General features: G+C 67.8%; 20 protein-coding genes. 7 read left to right on the top strand and 13 right to left on the bottom strand.

Annotation, left to right across the window (positions count from 1 at the left end; genetic code table 11):
• Positions 1-176: 176 nt before the first annotated feature.
• Both H9656_RS11545 and H9656_RS11540 read right to left on the bottom strand, forming a co-directional pair.
• Positions 177-605, bottom strand: a complete 429-nt coding sequence (locus tag H9656_RS11545) for a CBS domain-containing protein (protein WP_191744376.1) — start codon at positions 603-605, stop codon at positions 177-179.
• A 73-nt stretch (positions 606-678) separates the two neighbouring features.
• Complete coding sequence (locus tag H9656_RS11540; RefSeq protein WP_191744375.1) at positions 679-1,347, bottom strand: rhomboid family intramembrane serine protease; 669 nt, start codon at positions 1,345-1,347, stop codon at positions 679-681.
• A gap of 118 nt (positions 1,348-1,465) precedes the next feature.
• On the opposite strand from H9656_RS11540, the gene hfaA reads away from it, so the two are divergent.
• From hfaA to H9656_RS11520, 4 genes are all read left to right on the top strand, one after another.
• On the top strand, positions 1,466-1,906 hold the full coding sequence (gene hfaA, locus H9656_RS11535) for a holdfast anchoring protein HfaA (RefSeq protein WP_225212449.1): 441 nt from the start codon (positions 1,466-1,468) through the stop codon (positions 1,904-1,906).
• Positions 1,903-2,925, top strand: coding sequence for a holdfast anchoring protein HfaB (hfaB, locus tag H9656_RS11530; protein ID WP_191744374.1), 1,023 nt, complete (start codon positions 1,903-1,905; stop codon positions 2,923-2,925). The genes hfaA and hfaB overlap by 4 nt, the downstream gene beginning before the upstream one ends.
• Entirely contained in the window at positions 2,852-4,105 is a 1,254-nt protein-coding gene (gene hfaD / locus H9656_RS11525; protein WP_191744373.1) for a holdfast anchor protein HfaD, read from the top strand. Before hfaB ends, hfaD begins: the two co-directional genes overlap by 74 nt.
• A gap of 138 nt (positions 4,106-4,243) precedes the next feature.
• Entirely contained in the window at positions 4,244-7,120 is a 2,877-nt protein-coding gene (locus H9656_RS11520; RefSeq protein WP_191744372.1) for a M16 family metallopeptidase, read from the top strand.
• 112 nt (positions 7,121-7,232) lie between these two features.
• On the opposite strand, the gene H9656_RS11515 is transcribed toward H9656_RS11520, so the two are convergent.
• Both H9656_RS11515 and H9656_RS11510 read right to left on the bottom strand, forming a co-directional pair.
• Entirely contained in the window at positions 7,233-8,144 is a 912-nt protein-coding gene (locus tag H9656_RS11515; RefSeq protein ID WP_225212499.1) for a hypothetical protein, read from the bottom strand.
• A gap of 178 nt (positions 8,145-8,322) precedes the next feature.
• Positions 8,323-8,853 carry a gamma carbonic anhydrase family protein gene (locus H9656_RS11510; protein ID WP_191744371.1) on the bottom strand — a complete coding sequence of 177 codons (531 nt, stop codon included), beginning with the start codon at positions 8,851-8,853 and terminating at the stop codon, positions 8,323-8,325.
• Positions 8,854-9,151: 298 nt separating this feature from the next.
• Between H9656_RS11510 and H9656_RS11505 the strand changes: the two genes are divergently transcribed.
• Positions 9,152-9,931 carry a PhoH family protein gene (locus H9656_RS11505; protein ID WP_191744417.1) on the top strand — a complete coding sequence of 260 codons (780 nt, stop codon included), beginning with the start codon at positions 9,152-9,154 and terminating at the stop codon, positions 9,929-9,931.
• Between the two features lie 122 nt (positions 9,932-10,053).
• Here the strand turns inward: H9656_RS11505 and dxs are convergent, their stop codons facing one another.
• The 5 genes from dxs to H9656_RS11480 form a co-directional block, all read right to left on the bottom strand.
• Positions 10,054-11,964 carry a 1-deoxy-D-xylulose-5-phosphate synthase gene (gene dxs / locus H9656_RS11500; protein ID WP_191744370.1) on the bottom strand — a complete coding sequence of 637 codons (1,911 nt, stop codon included), beginning with the start codon at positions 11,962-11,964 and terminating at the stop codon, positions 10,054-10,056.
• Between the two features lie 67 nt (positions 11,965-12,031).
• Entirely contained in the window at positions 12,032-12,943 is a 912-nt protein-coding gene (locus H9656_RS11495; protein WP_191744369.1) for a polyprenyl synthetase family protein, read from the bottom strand.
• The gene (locus H9656_RS11490) at positions 12,940-13,296 is read right to left on the bottom strand and encodes a tRNA-binding protein (protein ID WP_191744368.1); all 357 of its coding nucleotides are present in this window, start codon (positions 13,294-13,296) and stop codon (positions 12,940-12,942) included. The genes H9656_RS11495 and H9656_RS11490 overlap by 4 nt, the downstream gene beginning before the upstream one ends.
• The gene (locus tag H9656_RS11485; protein WP_004370819.1) at positions 13,296-13,553 is read right to left on the bottom strand and encodes an exodeoxyribonuclease VII small subunit; all 258 of its coding nucleotides are present in this window, start codon (positions 13,551-13,553) and stop codon (positions 13,296-13,298) included. Before H9656_RS11485 ends, H9656_RS11490 begins: the two co-directional genes overlap by 1 nt.
• A gap of 60 nt (positions 13,554-13,613) precedes the next feature.
• Positions 13,614-14,252: a histidine phosphatase family protein gene (locus H9656_RS11480; protein ID WP_191744367.1), complete on the bottom strand. Its 639-nt coding sequence runs from the start codon at positions 14,250-14,252 to the stop codon at positions 13,614-13,616.
• 233 nt (positions 14,253-14,485) lie between these two features.
• Here H9656_RS11480 and H9656_RS11475 point away from each other — a divergent pair, with 233 nt between their 5' ends.
• Both H9656_RS11475 and H9656_RS11470 read left to right on the top strand, forming a co-directional pair.
• Positions 14,486-15,013, top strand: coding sequence for a GNAT family N-acetyltransferase (locus tag H9656_RS11475; RefSeq protein WP_191744366.1), 528 nt, complete (start codon positions 14,486-14,488; stop codon positions 15,011-15,013).
• Between the two features lie 21 nt (positions 15,014-15,034).
• A complete protein-coding gene (locus H9656_RS11470) occupies positions 15,035-16,213 on the top strand; it encodes a vWA domain-containing protein (protein ID WP_191744365.1) in 1,179 nt (392 codons plus the stop codon).
• A gap of 60 nt (positions 16,214-16,273) precedes the next feature.
• Here the strand turns inward: H9656_RS11470 and H9656_RS11465 are convergent, their stop codons facing one another.
• The 4 genes from H9656_RS11465 to H9656_RS14270 all read right to left on the bottom strand — a co-directional run bounded on the left by H9656_RS11465 (position 16,274) and on the right by H9656_RS14270 (position 18,779).
• The gene (locus tag H9656_RS11465) at positions 16,274-16,810 is read right to left on the bottom strand and encodes a hypothetical protein (protein WP_191744364.1); all 537 of its coding nucleotides are present in this window, start codon (positions 16,808-16,810) and stop codon (positions 16,274-16,276) included.
• A 155-nt stretch (positions 16,811-16,965) separates the two neighbouring features.
• Positions 16,966-17,148 (bottom strand): CsbD family protein, encoded by a 183-nt coding sequence (locus H9656_RS11460; RefSeq protein ID WP_191744363.1) that lies wholly within the window; start codon positions 17,146-17,148, stop codon positions 16,966-16,968.
• A gap of 58 nt (positions 17,149-17,206) precedes the next feature.
• Entirely contained in the window at positions 17,207-17,683 is a 477-nt protein-coding gene (locus H9656_RS11455; protein WP_191744362.1) for an NUDIX domain-containing protein, read from the bottom strand.
• 52 nt (positions 17,684-17,735) lie between these two features.
• Positions 17,736-18,779, bottom strand: coding sequence for a sensor histidine kinase (locus tag H9656_RS14270; RefSeq protein ID WP_191744361.1), 1,044 nt, complete (start codon positions 18,777-18,779; stop codon positions 17,736-17,738).
• Positions 18,780-18,781 lie beyond the last annotated feature (2 nt).

Here is an 18,781-nt window from a genome sequence, read left to right as displayed (position 1 = left end):
CCCGACCAAAACCCCGAAAACTCAGTCTCCGAAGCCCCGTTGGGCCAGCCCGTCTCCGAGCGAGGCGGCGATATACGAGGCGCTTTTCCCGAGGGCAATAGGCAAAACCGGCTTTTCCGATCTATCCACAGATCGGGCGCTTATGCACAGGTCGGCCTCGCGCCTGAGCCGCCGCCCTACCCCGCCGCTATATAGGTGCGCAGGCTTTCGGCTTCCTGCGTGGCTTGGGCGATCTGACATTTGACCACGTCGCCGATGGAGACGACGCCGGCCAGCCGCCGATCCAGCAATACGGGCAGATGCCGGATGCGGCGGTCCGTCATTCGGGCCATCAGGGCCTCGACGGTTTCTGCCGGATCGGCGAAGACCACTTCGCTGGTCATATAATGGGAGACCGGACGCTTCAGGGCCTCGGGTCCATCGCGGGATATGGCGCGAACGATGTCGCGCTCGGACAAGACGCCCGCCACGCTGTCGCCTTGGCAGACAATCAGCGCCCCGACCTGACGGCGCTCCAGTTCGGCGCAGGCTTCATCCAGGTTCGCGTCAGGCGCCAGGGTGAAGACCGCGTCTCCCTTACCCTTTAGAATCTCGGCGACCAGCATGGCGACTTCCTCCTTGTGGGCAGGCCGTCGTCCGCATGTCGCGGACCGGCCGCAAGATGGAAGACAGGTTCGCTCAGACTCTGCCGAGAGGCAAATCACGGCGGGCTGCGAACCACCCGCCGATCGGTCCAATGGCAAGAATGCCGAACACGAAGCCGACGGCGTGCGCTTCCCATGCGATGCGGGCGCCGTCCGCCCCCGGCGCCAGGCCAATCAGCCCCACGATGAGATTCACGGCCATCCAGGCGGCCGAAGCGCGCAACACCATGGGGTGAACCAGCGGCAATACCCTTCCATGCCCGCCCATCAGCCGGGTCGCAGCGCCAATCAGGCCGAAGACCGCGCCCGAAGCCCCGACCAACGGAGCCATGCTGTGCGGATGCAGCAGGCCGTAGCCCAGCGTCGCCACTGCGCCCGCCGCTATATAGAAGAGGCTGAAGGTCAATGGACCGGGCCCGCGCTCCATCAGACGGGCGACCGGCGCGCCGAACGCCAGGGCGCCCACCGCATTCATGGCGACATGCGGCCAACTGCCGTGCAGCAGCATGGAGGTGAACAGACCTGTCCACTCTCCGCGCCACAGGTCCGCGGGCACGAAAGCCATGGAGAGTCCCTGATCGGGAAGCCGCTCCTGCAGATAGAAGAGCGCCGGCATGGATGCTGCGATCAGCAGGGGCAGGAAAGGCGCGTTGAAGATCTTTTCACGCGGCGGCCGCGGCGAACGGGCGTCAGATTGGGACATTCGTCCTTGATGGGGCCAGTCGCCTTCGATCTCAAGACGCCCATTTGCGCCATTACGACACTGATAGGGGCTGGCACGGTCGTTGCGTGAGCCGTTCCAGAAGTTTTCCGGAGCGCTTATGTCGTCTCATAGCCTGACACTCATGCCCTTGGCGGCCGCAGTCGTATTGGCGGCCCTGCCTGCAGGCTCGGCCCTCGCGCAGTCGACCGGCTCGGCCGGCGCGGGCCAGTTCCAGGCGGGTTACGGCGCCTCGCGCTACACCACCGCCCAGGCCAGCCGCGGCACGACCCGCGACGCCAACGGCAACCGACTGGTCGTCGACGGCCTCATCCAGCAGAACGGCAGCGCCTATTCGCGCAGCGACAGCAATGCGTCGGCCGGCGTCTTCAACGGCGGCGTCGGCTCAAACGGCGGGACCAACATCGGCGGCTCGACCGCCATCGGCAACAACCTGAACGTGGTGGTCCAAGGCAACCGCAACACGGTCGTCGTCAACTCCACCCAGACCAACACCGGCGACATCAACGCCGGCACCACGCTGAACGGGCCGCGTCCATGAACATCTCAGCCATCCGCCGCTCGCCTGTGCGCGCTCTCGGCTGCGTCGCCGCCGCCGCCGCCCTGCTGGGCGGTTGCGTCAGCACCTCGGCCGGACCGTCGGGGCAGTACGCCAAGCCGATCGGCAACGCCCCGGTGACCTCGAACCCGACGCCCTATTCGACCGCGCTTTATTGCCTGGCCGACTATGCGCGCCGCTATAATCTGCCCTCGCCGCGCATGGCTGTGGGCCGGATCAGCGACTACACCGGGTCCGTATCGTCCGACGGCGGGCGTCAAATCACCCAGGGCGCCTCCCTGATGGCCAACACCGCCCTGGCCAAGGCCGGCGCCCGAATCGTCGAGCGCTACGACACCTCGGTCTCCGAGCTGGAACTGCGCTACGCCAACAACAAGCTGATCGGCGACGACGTGCCGAACGGCGCGCCCCAGGACGCCGCCTTCCGCCGTATCCTGGCGGGCCAGGTGCCGGGCTCCGACTTCTATGTGGTCGGCGGCATCACGGAGGTGAACTACAACATCCGCTCGGGCGGCTTCGACATCGCCGGCGGCGAAGTGGAGCAGAACGGCGGCTCGGGCCTCATCACCGGCAAGGTCTTCGTGATGAACGTCGCGATCGACCTGCGTTTGGTGCAGACCACCACTCTGGAGGTCGTGGACGTCGTCTCCTATCAGAAGCAGATCGTCGGCCGAGAAGTGTCGGCCGGCGTGTTCGACTTCCTGAACGGCAACGTCTTCGACATCTCGGCCGGGTCCAGCGGCCTGGAGCCGGTGCAGCTTGCGGTCCGCGCCCTGGTGGAACGCGCCACGGTCGAGTTCATGGCCAATCTGTACGGCGCCCCCGGCCCCGAAATCTGCCTCAACCCCGCCAACGACCCGCTGGCCGACAGCCCTGTCGGCCCGACGGGCGGCTATTATCCCGCTTACGCAAACACGGACACGAACAATGGCCAGACTCGCGCCGACCCGTCTCGCTGGCACGATCGCCGCGACAGCGCTGTGCGTGGCGGCGGCCGCTGAGGCTTCCGCTCAAGATCGCGGGCTGGTCCTGAATGAGCAGCTCAACCTGGGCGACGTCATCAGCGGTCAGCGCCTGAACGTCGTCAACGTCAGCGACAACGTCGCCGTGTCGAACGCCGCCATGGGCAACGCCCTGTCCGGCGGCGCCGAGGGCCGCGCCGCCGATATCCGCTCGACCCAGGACATGCAGGGCGCCGTCGAGGCGGACACCTCCCTGACCCTGCGCGGCGACACCGGCTACGTGAACAGCGCCACCCAGGCGCGCGGCAACTATCTGGCCGCGACCGCCCTCAACACCGGCATCGACGTCGAGGCTGGTCAGAACCTGAACGGCGACGTCACGGCGCGCACCCGTATCGAGGAAACCGGCTCCCGCCTTAACTACGGCGGCCACGTCTCGTCCGACGCCATCGGCAACACCGTCGCCCTGGGCGCCAGCGGGACAGGCGAGCAGCGCGGCGCCATCACCGGCCGCGCCGATCAGAACTCGACCGGCGCGATCTACGCCGAGAACGAGGCCCGCTTCACCTACGCGCCGGCAGCGGCAGTCTTCACCAGCCACGCTTCAGCCAACGCGGTACAGGCGACCTCGACGCCGAACTCGCACCAGGATCTGTCGGTCAGCCAGAGCGCCTCGGGCGCAGGCGTCACCGCCTGGACAGGCGTGTGGGCGGGCAACGCCTGGGACATCGCCGGACGCAGCCGCGCCGCCTCCAACCAGGCCGCCTTCTATAACCAGGGCGGATCGCTGGTCGTGGACGTGGACCAGCAGAACGCAGCCGAGGTGCTGTCGCGCACCGAAGTCAGTTCCTACGACTTCGGCGCCGCCTATTCGACGGCCGAGGCCGTGGGCAACGAGGTTCATGCCGGCAACAACGACATCTACGTCAGCATCGACAACACCCAGATGAATACCGGCGGCGTCACCGCCAACGCGGGGTTCACTGGCCAGAACGGTTATGACGCCTATGTCGGGGCCAATGCAGCTGGCAACGCCGTCACCGGCTTCGCCTGCTCCGACTGCGGCGGCGAGTTGAGCGTGCGCAACAGCCAGACCAACGTCGGCGACGTGCGCGCCACGGCCACCGCCACCGTCAACGGCTGGGGCCGCAATGTCGTCGCGGGCGCCAACGCGGTGGGTAACACCGCGAGCTTCTACGTGGCGCGGCCTGGAAATTAACTTTCGGTAACTTGAGCCAGTCAAGCTCGTTTGTCACCGTAATCAGGCGCGAGGCCGAAGAAGCTTCGCGCCTGATCACGTGCAGGGCCGCAATCCGCCCCGGGGGGCGCCCGCTCGCACATCGCGGAGACCACCGGAATGCGATCCCCTCGCCGCCTGCTTATGCTTGCCGCCTCCAGCCTCGCCTTGCTGGGCGGCGCGGCCCTTCCTGCTGTCGCCCTGACGCCGCCGTCAGCCGTAGCGACGCAGGACCCCCAACCCTTCAAGCCCTGGGCCCAGGCGGCCAGCGACATTCCCGCAGATCCGGCTGTCCGCTTCGGCGTTCTGCCGAACGGCATGCGCTACGCCATCATGAAGAACGCCACCCCGCCGGGCCAGGCATCGCTGAGACTGCGGATCGCGGCCGGCTCCCTGATGGAGAACGACGACCAACTGGGCCTGGCCCACTTCATGGAGCACATGGCCTTTAACGGCACGACCAATGTGCCCGAGAATGAGCTGCTGCGGATTCTGGAGCGTCTGGGCCTGGCCTTCGGCGCCGACACCAACGCCTTCACCAGCTTCGACCAGACCGCCTATACGCTGGAGCTGCCGCGCACCAACGACGAGACGGTCGACACCTCGCTGCGGATCATGCGCGAGCAGGTCTCAGAGGCCCTGATGAAAGCCGAGGACATCGACGCCGAGCGCGGCGTGATCGAGGGCGAAGAGCGCCTGCGCAACACCCCGGCCCTGCGCTCGCTGAAGGCGCAAATCGCTTTGTTGGCGCCCGGCCAGCGTCTGTCGAACCGCCTGCCCATCGGCGACCTCAGCATCATCCGCAGCGCCCCCCGCGAGCGCTTCGTCGAGTTCTACGAGGCCTATTACCGCCCCGACCGGGCCACCTTGATCGCGGTCGGGGACTTCGACGTCGATCAAATGGAGGCCAAGATCAAGGCGACCTTCTCGGACTGGACGCCCAAGGCGGCCGACGGGCCCGAGCCCGATCTGGGACAGGTCGCCCCGCGCCAGCCCGAGACCCGCATCCTGGTCGAGCCGGGCGTGCAGTCCTCGGTCCAGCTGAACTGGATCCGCAACCCGGATCTCGATCCCGATACGGCGTCGGAACGCCGCGACGCCATGCTGCAAGGCCTGGGCATGGCCGTGCTGAACCGCCGCCTGGGTGAGTTGGCCCGCGCTGACAACCCGCCCTTCATCGGCGCCGGCGGCGGACAGGGAACCCTGTTCAAGACGCTCGACCTCGCCAGCGTCTCGGCCGCCTTCAACCCCGGCGGCATCCAGCGCGCTCTGGAAACCATCGAGCAGGAACAGCGCCGCCTGGTGCAGTTCGGCGTGTCCCAGATCGAACTGGATCGCGAGATCGCCAACAGCCGCGCAGCGCTTGAAACGGCCGTGCAGGCCGCCGCGACGCGCAGCACCCCAGCCCTGGCCAACGCCCTGTTGGGCGCCGCCAACGACGACAAGGTCTTCTCTTCGCCCGCCACCAACCTGGCCCTGTTCGAAGCCACGGTGAAGGACCTCAAGGCAGCTCAGGTCAGCGAAGCGGTCAAGCGCGCCTTCGAAGGCCAGGGCCCCTTGGCGCTGGTGGTCACGCCTGAGCCGATCGAAGGCGGCGAAGCCGGCGTCACCGCCCTGCTGGAAGCCAGCCGCGCCACGCCGGTGAGCGCCCCGGCCGAGCAGGCAGCTCTGGACTGGCCCTATGCCGACTTCGGCGCCGTCGCCGCGCCGGCCTCGACCACCGAAGTCGCCGCCGTCGGCGCCACGATCGTCACCTTCCCCAACGGCGTGCGCCTGACCGTCAAGCCGACGACCTTCAAGGACCAGCAGATCCTGATCTCGGTCCGCACCGGCATCGGCGAGATGGGCCTGCCGACCGATCGCTTCACCTCTCAGTCCCTGGCCCCGATGGTCTTCACGGCTGGCGGCCTCGGCAAGCTGACGGCCGACGAGTTGAACCGCGTCCTCACCGGCAAGATCTATGGCGCCGGCTTCAGCATCGACAGCGACGCCTATCAGTTGTCGGGCGCCACCCGTCCGGCCGACCTGCAACTGCAGATGCAGGTGCTGGCCGCCTATCTGACCGATCCGGGCCTGCGCCCTGCGCCGTTCGAGCAGATCAAGGCCGTCCTGCCGCAGTTCATGGCCCAGCAGATGGCGACCCCGGGCGGGGCCTTCGGCCTTCAGGCCAGTGGCTTGCTCGCCAGCGGCGACAAGCGCGAATCCATGCCCTCGCCCGCAGAGATCGCCGCCTTCACCCTGGATGAACTGAAGCAGGGCGTGGTTCAGGGACTGGCGTCCGGCCCGATCGACATCGTCATGGTCGGCGACGTCAAGGTCGAGGACGCGGTGGCTTCGGTCGCCTCGACCTTCGCCGCCCTGCCCGCGCGCGCGCCGGCCGCCCAGCCTCTGGCCGGCTCGGATCAGCGGCGCTTCCCGGCGCCGACGGCTCAGCCGATCCGCTTGACCCACGCCGGCCCGGCCGAACAGGGCCTGGCCTATATCGCCTGGCCGACCACCGACGCCGTCAACGACCGCAGCGAAGCGCGCAAGGCCTCCATCCTGGCCGAGGTGCTGAAGTTGCGCGTCCTAGAGGAAATCCGCGAGAAGCAGGCTCTGGCCTATTCGCCCAGCGTCCGCGCCTCGTCGTCCGACGTGTTCACGGGCTACGGCTCCATCTCGATCACCGCAGATACGGCCCCGGAAAAGTTCGACGCCTTCTTCACCGCCGTGGAAGCCATCATCGCCGACCTGCGCGACAAGCCGATCAGCGAGGACGAGTTGAACCGCGCGCGCCTGCCGGTGATCGAATCCCTGCGCCGCAGCCAGGCCGGCAATGAGTACTGGCTGGGCCAGTTGGAAGATCTGGCCGCCAAGCCCGCCACGCTGGAACAGATCCAGACGCACATCAGCGATCTTGAATCCTTCACCGCCGCCGACATTCAGGCGGCCGCGCGCCAGTATCTGAAGCCGGATGCGGCGTGGAAGGCCGAGGTCGTCTCGGTTAACGCCCAATAACAAAGAAGGGGCCCCGTCCCGCAAGGAGCGGGGCCCAGTCATTTGGCCTATCGACGGAGAGTCGACGCCTGACCCTAGACGATCGCGTCTGTCGCCAGGCTGAACGGCCGGTTCAGAAAACCCGGCCGCCGACCCCGCCGTCCATCATGATCATGCCGGTGGACGCGGCGCCCTCGACCATTTCCTCGCGATACTCGGTGTAGGTCTCTTCGCGGATCATGGTCAGCACCTTCACGCCGGCGCCGTAGCGGCGCAGCAGCGAACGCTCGTTACAGTCGCGCGCGGCCTTCTCGGGACGGCACTCCAGACGCCCGCCCGCGCCGTGCCACAAGGCTTCGCGCTTGTTGCACAGCAGGGTTTCGCCGGGGGCGCCCTCCGCCTCGCTGACCGTCCACTGCAGCTTTGAGCCCGCCAGGCAGCGATACAGTTCGCCGTCGTAGCTGTCGGCGACGTCCCGGCCGGGAATCACCTGCGACGCCGGGTGCGGCACGTTGCGGTCGTCAATGCAGACGGCCTGCAGCACGACCTGCTTCGCGATCCGGCGCGACGCGGTGAAGGGCACTCGCACCATCTGCATCCCGCCCTGGACGTTCAGACCCTGGATGGTGGTGGGATAGGGCTGATCGACGTTGAAGTAAGCGCCGCCCCCGCCCGCCACGATCACCGTCGACGCCGCGCGCGATCCGGCCCAGGCGCGCGCCGAGGCGCTGGCGTTGGCGCTGGCGTTCGCGTTGACGTTGACGTTCACGTTCACATTGCCGCCGCCCGAGCCGCAGCAGGCCGGAGGCGGCGGCGGCAGGCACCCGCCGCCGCCGCAGGGCGGGGCCACAGGCGGGCGCGGCGGCAGGCAGCCGCTGGGGCCGCAGCCGCCGCCCGGCGGCGTCACCGGCGGGGTGATCGGCGTCGGCGGCGGCAAGATCGGCGTCGGCGGCGGAGGCGGCAGGCAGCTGGACGGCCCGCACTGGGCCGCAGCCGCATCCGCGACCGCCATCAGCCCCACAAAGGCCACGGCGCCGGCCAGCATTTTTGTAATCCCTATCCGCATGGGATCGGACTCCTGCATTTGATCGTCGGCAGGACCAATGCAAGCGCCGGGCCGCGTCAGGTGTGCGCCAATGGGCTGTTTCATCCCCTCCTGCGCGAGTTTGGAGCGTTACGCCTCGCCTGTCCCATTGTGACCCGTGCCATTGTGGGGCGACGGATCAGTCGATCCGCGTCAGCTCCGCCACATAGCGCCGCCAGTTCTGGACATAGTGCTGCGCCGACATCCGCAGGCCCTCGATCTGGCCCTCTTCCAATTCCCGCACCACCTTGCCCGGCTGGCCCATGACCAGGCTGTTGTCGGGAATGACCTTGCCCTCGGTGATCAGGGCGTTGGCGCCGATCAGACAGTTCTTGCCGATGCGCGCCCCGTTCAGGACGACCGCGCCGATGCCGATCAGGCTGTTGTCGCCGATTTCGCATCCGTGCAGCATCACCTTGTGCCCCACGGTAACGCCCGCGCCGATCGTCAGGGGCGATCCCACGTCGGTATGCAGGATGCTGCCGTCCTGAATATTGCTGTCGGCCCCGATGACGATGGGGTCGTTATCGCCGCGCAGCACGGCGTTGAACCAGATGCTGGCGCCCGGATGCAGAATCACATTTCCTAGGACCGTCGCACTTGGCGCAATCCAGTATTCGCCCTCCGGGGGAAGCTGAGGCTTGCTGTCGCCCAGACTGTAAACACTCATCCGCACACCGCCTATTCTTATCAAAATGAAGGCTTTAACCCTTCAGAAACCACGTTAGCATCAGTCTGTTGATGCGATTCGGCAGGCCCATTCGCCCCCGGATCCGAAGCCGGATCAAGCCCGGTCCGGTCAGACGCTGGAGAATGCGCTTGGCGTGTTCGCGACCAGTCGGGGGACGGCGACGCACCTGCTGCGGCGAAGACCCTGCGGCTGTTCGGGACGGCCCTGCGACTTCGGCCCACACCTCCCCCACCGACGACCAAGGCGAGACCCAGCCGGGCTCGCCTTTTTTCATGCCCTGGAGGCGTCCATGAGCAAACGATCGGCCATCAAGCGTCAGCTGCGCGAAGGCGTGCTGGATTCGCCCGAATTCATTCAGGACGCCAAGGTGCGGCGATTGCCCGCCCGCGTCGGCGGCTGGTCGCCCCTGCCCTCGAACGACGAGCGGGACCAGGGCTACCTCAAGACGCTGAAGCCCAAGTCCGACGGCCAGGCCGAACTGATGGAGGCCGTCGACCACGCCAATCTGGTGCTGGCGCTGGGCCCGGCGGGCACTGGCAAGACCTATCTGGCGGTCGCCAAAGCGGTCGAGGCGCTGGAGGCGGGCAAGGTCGGCCGGATCGTCCTGAGCCGCCCGGCGGTCGAGGCCGGGGAATCGATCGGCTTCCTGCCGGGCGACATGGAGGACAAGCTGGCCCCCTACCTGCGGCCGCTCTACGACGCCCTGTCGGACCGGCTCAGCATGAAGCGGGTCAAGGCGCTGATGGCCGAGGGCCTGATCGAGATCGCCCCCATCGGCTATATGCGCGGCCGCACCCTGAACAACGCCTTCATCGTCGTGGATGAGGCGCAGAACTGCACCTACGTCCAGTTGAAGATGCTGCTGACCCGGCTGGGCTGGCACTCGACCATGGTGGTCACCGGCGACCCGCATCAGTCGGACCTGCTGCCGGGCGTGTCCGGCCTGTCGGACATCGCCGACCGGCTTGAGGCCGTGCCCGAGATCGCCGTGGTGCGCCTGGCTGAACGCGACATCGTGCGTCATCCGCTGGTGGCCAGCATGATCGGGGTGTTGTGACCCTCGCCCTCCTCTGAAGAGAGAAGGAAAAAATAGAGTCCAATTCGTCTGAATCGTCTGAAATCCCCCCTCGGCCCGAGCGCAGTCTAGCACAGGGGCCAAGGGGGGATGACCGATTGGCCTTAGGCTCGCGCGGCCAGGCTGGCGTCGACGCCCAACGCCGTCGAGGCGGCGGCGGCGATATGTTCGGCGTTCAGGCCGGCCTGGGCGTACATGATCTCGGGCTTGTCCTGGTCCTGGAAGATGTCGGGCAGGTGCAGGGTGCGGACCTTCAGCCCCGCGTCCAGCGCGCCCTTCTCGGCCAGGAGTTGCAGCACGAAGGCGCCGAAGCCGCCCATGGCGCCCTCTTCGACCGTGATCAGGGCCTCGTGCTCGCGCGCCAGACGCAGGATCAGGTCGGCGTCCAGCGGCTTGGCGAAGCGGGCGTCGGCGACCGTGGCCGAGACGCCCTTGGCCGCCAGCATGTCGGCGGCCTTAAGCGATTCCTGCAGGCGCGTGCCCAGCGACAGGATGGCGACAGACGTGCCTTCGCGGACGATGCGGCCCTTGCCGATTTCCAGCGGGGCGGCCAGTTCGGGGATGTCGACGCCGACGCCCTCGCCGCGCGGATAGCGGAAGGCGCTGGGGCGGTCGTCGATGGCCAGCGAGGTCGAGATCATGGCCGCCAGCTCGGCCTCGTCCGCCGCCGCCATCAGCACCATGCCCGGCAGGGCGCCCATATAGCCGATGTCGAACGACCCGGCGTGGGTCGCGCCGTCAGCGCCCACCAGGCCGGCGCGGTCCATAGCGAAGCGCACCGGCAGGGACTGGATCGCCACATCGTGGACGACCTGGTCATAGCCGCGCTGCAGGAAGGTCGAGTAGATGGCGCAGATCGGCTTCATGCCGTCAGCGGCGAGGCCGGCGGCGAAGGTCACGGCGTGCTGTTCGGCGATGCCGACGTCGAAGGTGCGGTCCGGGAAGGCCTGGCCGAACAGGTCCAGCCCCGTGCCCGACGGCATGGCGGCGGTGACGGCCATGATGGTCGGATCGATCTGGGCGTGCTTGATCAGCTCGGTGCCGAACACCTTGGTGTAGCTGGGCGCGTTGGAGATGGCCTTGGCCTGCTTGCCCGAGACCACGTCGAACTTGACCACGGCGTGCAGCTTGTCGGCGCTGCTCTCCGCCGGGGCGTAGCCCTTGCCCTTCTGGGTGACGACGTGGACCAGGACCGGGCGGTCGGTGATGGCCGCCGCGTTCTTCAGGATGGGGACCAGGTTTTCCATGTCGTGGCCGTCGATCGGCCCGACGTAATAGAAGCCCAGCTCCTCGAACAGGGTGCCGCCGACGATCATGCCGCGGGCGTATTCCTCGGCCTTGCGCGCGGCGTCGCGGAACGGGCGCGGCATGTGGTCGACGAACTTCTTCCCGACCTTGCGGATGTTCTGATAGGCGCCGCCGGAGACCTGCTTGGCCAGATAGGCGCTCATGCCGCCGACCGGCGGGGCGATCGACATGTCGTTGTCGTTCAGGATGACCATCAGCTGGCCGTTGGTGGCCTCGGCGGCGTTGTTCATCGCCTCATAGGCCATGCCCGCCGACATGGATCCGTCGCCGATGACGGCCACCACGCGGTTGTTCCCGCCCTTGGCGTCGCGCGCGGCGGCGAAGCCGAGCGCCGCCGAGATCGAGGTCGAGGCGTGGGCCGCGCCAAAGGGGTCGTATTCGCTCTCGGACCGCTTGGTGAAGCCCGACAGGCCGCCGCCCTGACGCAGGGTGCGGATACGGTCGCGCCGCCCGGTCAGGATCTTGTGCGGATAGCACTGGTGGCCGACGTCCCAGATCAGGATGTCCTGCGGCGTCTCGAAGACGTGGTGCAGGGCGACCGTCAGCTCGACCACGCCCAGTCCTGCGCCCAGGTGCCCGCCGGTCACGGACACGGCGTCGATGGTTTCAGCCCGCACCTCGTCCGCCAGCTGTTTCAGCTGGGGAATGTCGAAGCCCCGCGTGTCGGCGGGAAACTTGACGGAGTCGAGAAGCGGGGTGTTGGGCATGGGGATCGGGGGCCTTCAGACGACGAGGCGTCAAACAGTAACCCGCTGAGGGCGGGCGCGTTTCCTATCAGGACCGGCGCTTGAGCACAAAGTCCACGCTGGCCTTGAGGATTTCGGCCTCATGACCGAACAGGTCAAGGTGCGAGCGGGCCTGATCGGCCAGGTGCGCGACCCTCTGTCGCGCCGCCTCGACGCCCAGCAGGGTGACGAAGTTGGTCTTGCCCAGGGCCGCATCCTTGCCGCCTGCGGCCTTGCCCATCTCTTCGGCCGAACCTTCCGCATCCAGAACATCGTCGACGATCTGATAGGCCAGACCGATGTCGTGGGCGAAGCTGGTCAGGGCGTGCCAGGCGGCTTCGTTGGCGTCGGCGACAATCAGCGGGATCTCGAAGGCGTAGGCGAACAGGGCCCCAGTCTTCAGGCGCTGCATCCGGGCGACGCCGCCCAGATCGTCGCGCACACCCATCAGGTCGATCATCTGGCCGCCCGCCATGCCTCGCGCGCCCGAGGCGAAGGACAGACGCCGCGCCAGTTCGCAGCGCACGGCCGCGTCGTCGTGGGTGTCCTCATCCAGAATGATATCGAAGGCCGCGGTCTGAAGCGCATCGCCCGCCAGGATGGCGGTCGCCTCGTCATAGGCGATGTGAAGGGTCGGACGCCCGCGCCGCACGTCGTCGTCGTCCATCGCCGGCAGGTCGTCGTGCACCAGGGAATAGGCGTGGACGCACTCCAGCGCACAGGCGGCGCGCAGGACGGCGCGGTCGTCCGCCCCCAGCACGCGGCCCGCCTCGATGGCGAAGAAGGGGCGCAATCGCTTGCCGGGCCCCAAGGCCGCGTAGCGCATGGCCTCGGTCAGGCGGACCTCGGGCCCCTCCGCGCGCGGCAGCAGTTCATCCAGCGCGACGGTGACGACGTCGGCGACCTCGGCGACGCGGTCGATGACGGCCTGCTCGGGCGAGTTGGCGGCGAGCACCTTCAAAACAGCCTCCCGCCCAGCGGCAGATCGCGATCGACGCCGACCAGGACGACGTTCCCCTCCGCATCCGGGAAGCCGAGCGTCAGCACCTCGGACATCACCGGGCCGATCTGGCGCGGCGGGAAGTTGACGACGGCGGCGACCTTGCGGCCGTCCAGCTGGTCGAGGGTGTAGTGATGGGTGATCTGGGCCGAGGACTTCTTGACGCCGATGGCGTCGCCGAAGTCGATGGTCAGCTTATAGGCGGGCTTGCGCGCCTCGGGGAACGGCTCGGCCTTGATGACCCGGCCGACGCGCACGTCGACCTTCATGAAGTCGTCGAAGCCGATCTGCGGCGCCAGGTCGGACGCGGACATCAGCCGAACTCGGCCGGTTCGACGCCCTTGGCCTGGCCGTCGGCGCCGACGACGATCTTCTCGACCCGCAGCTGGGCGGCCTTCAGGCGCGCCTCGCAGTGAGCCTTCAGCCGCGCGCCCTCTTCGTACAGGGCGATGGACTCTTCGAGCGGCGCCTGGCCCGATTCCAGGCGCGAAACGATGCCCTCCAGACGCGACAGGGCGTCCTCGAAGCTGAGATCGGCGGGCACGGCGGGGGAGACGGATGCGTCGGTCATGATGGGCGCAACCTAGAGAGGCGCGCGCGCCGCTTCAACGGCCTTCCTCAGACCGCGACCTCAGCGCTTCTCGAAACGGCGCTGGGACCAGTATTTGAAGCCCTGATTGTGCACCAGGCGCCAGCCGTGCGCCCTCAGCCGCCGACCGACCATGTGATTGAAATAGCCGTGCGCCAGCACCAGGACGTCGTGGCCTTCCGAGGCGCGGGCGATCAGCACGCGCGCGGCCTGATCGGCGCGGACCTCGGCCTCGGCGCGGGTTTCCTGGCCTTCGTGGTGATTGAAGGCGTGCCACCAGATGCGCGATATCACGCCCCAGTAGCGCGGCGACAGCTTGATCCAGCTTGGGAAGCGCGGCGGCGGCAGCGGCGCCTCGATGAACAGGGCGTCGACCAGCACGTCGCGGTCCGGCGCCACCGCTCTGGCGGTTTCCTGTGCGCGGGGTCGGGTCGAGGCGTAAATGGCCCCGGCGCCCTCGGCGGCCGTCAGCAGGGTCTGCGGCGGCGTCTGGCCGGCGCGCAGGCCGCCAATCTCATAGCGGCCCCACCAGTCACGATACTGATCCGAAGTGATCATGCATTTGCGCGACAGGGCCGGCTCGCCATGGCGCGCCAGCGTAATGGCCCCATAGGCGGCTTCAGCCCCGGCGGAGCGGGCGGCCGCGACCGGCGTCTGAGTTGCGGATTCGGAATGAGTCATGAGTGCAGGAGAAGTCATAGCACGGGGATCAGCCTGTGAAACCAAGGCCTTGGCGTCCCTTAACCTCCCCATCGAGCATTGACGGGCGCCGCGGACGGCGCACCTTGGACAAAGGTGGTAGCCCCCGTCGCGCGCCCCTGCAACCACACAAAGATGACGAGGCTGCGATGATGTCGCCACGCGGGTCTCGACACGCCTTCACCCGACGCCCGCCCGGCGCTATTGCGTCGATCATGAGCGACCCTGTGATCCGCCCCGCCCGTCCTGACGACGCCGCCGCCCTGGCCGTGCTGGGGCGCCAGACCTTCATCGACACCTTCGTCACCGGCTTCGGCATTCCCTATCCGGTCGCCGACCTGACCGCCTTTCTGGACGCCAGCTTCAACGCCGAGGCCATCACCACCAAGCTGGCCGAGCCGGGCGCCGCCTGGTGGGTCGCGGAGCGCGACGGCGAACTGCTGGCCTTCGCCAACGCGGGGCCGAACACCCTGCCCCACCCCGACGGTCGCGCCAGCCACGCCGAGCTGCGCCGCCTCTACGTCGGCAAGCAGGCGCAGGGGCTGGGCCTTGGCACGCAGTTGCTAAAGATCGCGCTGGACTGGATGGAGGCTCACACCGACGGCCCCTTGTGGATCGGCGTCTGGAGCGGCAACGAAAAGGCCCAGAAGCTCTACGCCGCCTACGGTTTCGAGAAGGCGGGCGAGTATCAGTATCCCGTCGGCGCCTGGATGGACGACGAGTTCATCTTGCGGCGCGGCTAGGCCGGGGCCAGTCTTAAGCCCATGCTGCTGCCCTTCTTCACCGCCCTGCGCGAGGCCAAGGTGCCTGTGTCGCTGAAGGAATGGCTCCATCTGATGGAGGCCATGGACAAGGGCGTGGGCGGCCGCGACGTCGAGGCCTTCTACCACCTGTCACGCGCCGTCCTGGTCAAGGACGAGAAGCACTACGACCGCTTCGATCAGGTGTTCGGCAAGGTTTTCAAGGGGCTGGAGGGCGTCAGTCCCGGCGAGGAGATCACCGCCGACATCCCCGAGGACTGGCTGCGGCTGCTGACCGAGAAATACCTGACCGACGACGAGAAGGCGCACATCGAGGCCCTCGGCGGCTTCGACAAGCTGATGGAGACGCTGAAGCAGCGGCTGGAGGAGCAGAAGGAGCGCCACCAGGGCGGCAACAAGTGGATCGGCACGGGCGGGACCAGCCCCTTCGGCCACGGCGGCTACAACCCCGAGGGCGTGCGCATCGGCGGGCCGGGGCGGCACGGCCGCGCGGTCAAGGTCTGGGAAAAGCGCGAATACAGGAACCTGGACGACACGGTCGAGCTGGGCACCCGGAACATCAAGGTGGCGTTACGCCGCCTGCGCCGCTTCGCCCGCGAAGGCGCGGCCGAGGAACTGGACATCGACGGCACCATCGACGGCACGGCGCGTCAGGGCTGGCTGGACATCCACATGCGGCCCGAGCGTCGCAACACGATCAAGGTGCTGCTGTTCCTTGACGTCGGCGGCTCGATGGACGGCCACATCCAGCTGTGTGAAGAGCTGTTCTCGGCCGCGCGGACCGAGTTCAAGAACCTGGAGTTCTTCTACTTCCACAACTGCCTCTACGAAGGGGTGTGGAAGGACAACCGGCGCCGCCACAGCGAACGCATCCCGACCTGGGACCTGATCCATAAATATCCCGGCGACTGGCGCGCCATCTTCGTCGGCGACGCGACCATGTCGCCCTATGAAGTGACCATGCCCGGCGGCTCGGTCGAGCACTGGAACGAGGAGGCCGGCGCCGTCTGGCTGAAGCGCGCCCGCGAACAGTGGGACAAGTCCGTCTGGCTGAACCCCGTGCCCGAACGCCACTGGTCCTACACGCCTTCGGTGAACCTGATTGGCGAGGTGATGGAGCACGGCATGTTCCCCCTGACGCTGGAGGGACTGGAACGGGCGATGCGGACGCTGGCGCGCTAACTTATGCAGGGGTCGATAGCTCGTCGAGGGCCGCTCACCAGCGCTCGCGACATTGGGCGGTCAGTCGACGGGGCACTCCGCTCTGGTCATTTCATAGCCGGCGAAGCCCTGTTCGGAGCCCGCGAGGTCGGTCGCCGTGATGGTCCAGGACAGCGCGTTCGGCATGATGGTCCAGCGATTGACGAAGCTGGCCTGCGGATAGGCGTAAGCGATCTCGAAGCCGTGGGGACGAACGGAGCCCGAGCCCGCCGCCACGCCGTCGCCGCCGAAGCTGTCCGCGTAGAAGCCCGTGACGGTCGCCCCTTCACCGCCTTCGGCGGGGCTCGTCTTGCCGCCGAAAATGAGGTGCGCCGCGTAGCGATCAGCGGGATCGCCCACGGCGACGTTCTCGACTTCCACAAGGAAGAGAGCCCCCTCTGTGATAGGCTTGGCGGCCAGGGCGATCGAGACGGCTTTCCCCATCACCGATCCGACGCTTTCCCAGCAGCCGCCCAGCGCCGCCACTTGCTCGGGCACGAGCGCCGCGCCGGGTTCCGGAGCGAACGCACAGGTCGCCGCCCCCGCGAGCAGCCAAACGGCAGCGCCGACGTATTTCACGAATCCCCCCGGATCTCAGCTTTGCAGAAGCATTACGGCGACGCTAGATCGCCCCGCACCCACTGTCCAGCCGCCTGGCCAGGCGGGACCGGCCATGAGAAGGCCGCCGGTCCCCCGGGGGAACGGCGGCCGGATCGTCGCCAAACGGATAGACGTCAGCCCTTGTCGCCCTTCAGGGCGTCCTTGACGCCGCCGACGGCGTTCTGGACCTTGCCTTCGACCTGATCGGCGCGGCCTTCGGCTTTCAGCTTTTCATCGCCGGTCACCTTGCCGGCGGCTTCCTTGACCTTACCGCCGATGTTCTTGGCGGCGCCTTCGATGCGGTCGTGATCGGCCATGTTGGACTCCCTGTACAGCGACCGCCGGGAATGGCGGTCTCTCAGGGAAAACAACCCCCTATGTTTGCCGCGGTTCCGAAGCTGCGACATGACGATCGCGCAGCCAGCGGGCGACGGCCCAGCTATGGGCCTCATGGCGGAGGCTGAACAAGGCGCGCATCGGCTCCATCCAGACCAGCTCGTGGTCGGCTTCCTGTTTCGTGGATGGATCAGCCCCGGTCACGCTGACCACCCAGACGCCGCCGACGTTGTTCACGGGCGTGCCGTCTGACTTGAGGAAATACTGCCCCGCCTCGGTCAGGCGATCGACCGGCTGGATGATCAGGCCGGTCTCTTCGGCGAACTCGCGCGTGAGGGCCTGCTGTTCGGTTTCGTCGCCGTCCAGGGCGCCGCCGGGCAGGTCGTAATAGGCGCCGCCCTCGCCGCGATCCACGCGGACACAGGCCAGGCGGCCGTCGCGCTCGGCGATGCCGAAAACCGCAGGGCGGTGGATGTAGTCGAGACCGGGGCGGGACGTGCCGAACTGAAGCTTCATTTCACCGAGCTTAACCCCGCCGGGCCGCGGGGCGAAAGTCCCAAAAACCCGCTCAGAGATCGAACGCCAGTCGAGCGCGCACGCCGCGGTGGGCCGGGTCGACCTCGACCGCGGAGCGCAGGCCGCTGGCCATGGCCGAAATGATCTTGGAGCCCAGCCCTGTCCCCTTGGGCGCCCCCTCGCCGAGGCCCGGCCCGTCGTCCTCGACCGTCAGCAAGGCCCGCGCGCCGTCCTCCGCCTGTTCCAGGATGATGCGGATTTCACCCGCCGCGCCCGGATTGTAGGCGTATTTGACGGCGTTCGTGACCAGCTCGGTCACGATCACCCCCAGGGACACGGCCTGATCGGTCGTCACCTGCAGGGGTTCGGCGCTCAGGATGAGCCGCGATCCGTCGCCATCCGGCCCGATCGACTTGCTCAGCTCCTCAACGAGGCCGGCCAGATACTCGTCCATCTGGACGCGTTCGACGTCCGCCGAGGTGTAGAGGCGGCGGTGGACATGGGCGACAGCCTCGATGCGGACCTGCGCCTCGCGCAGGGCGGCGCGCGCGCCCTCGTCGGCGAGCTGGCGCAACTGAAGGGAGATGAAGCTGGAGACCAGTTGCAGCGAGTTGCCGACCCGGTGGTTCACCTCGCGCAGCAGGGCTTCGGCCCGGTCGCGCTCCTGACGAACCTCGTCTTGCGCCCGCTGGTTCTCATGCTCCAGGCGGCGTCGCAGCAGAGCGTCCTCGATCGCCGAGCGCAGCAGGGCGGTGAAGTCCTCGGACACGTCCTTGATGACATAGTCGGCCGCGCCGGCGCGCAGGGCCGCCACGGCGATGCGGCCTTCCTGAGCGCCGGTGACATACACCACAGGGGGCGGCTTCGGCAGCGCCAGGATGTCCGGCAAAACGTCCAGGCCGTCGCGGCCGGGCATGTAGTGATCCAGGGCGCAGACATCGAAGGCGTCCGCCTTCAGCGCCTCATAGCCGGCGTCGGCGTCGGGCGCGCAGACCACCTGATACCCGTGGCGCTCCAGTTCCTTCTGCACCAGACGCGACAGGCCGCGGTCGTCGTCGATGTATAGAAGCCGGATAGGGGCGTTGACCTGGTCCACGC

Origin of the sequence: Brevundimonas guildfordensis, assembly GCF_014836405.1 — a bacterium.
Lineage (GTDB): Bacteria > Pseudomonadota > Alphaproteobacteria > Caulobacterales > Caulobacteraceae > Brevundimonas > Brevundimonas guildfordensis.
Note: the sequence above shows the minus strand (reverse complement) of the source record. Positions and strands in the feature narration are given on the sequence as shown.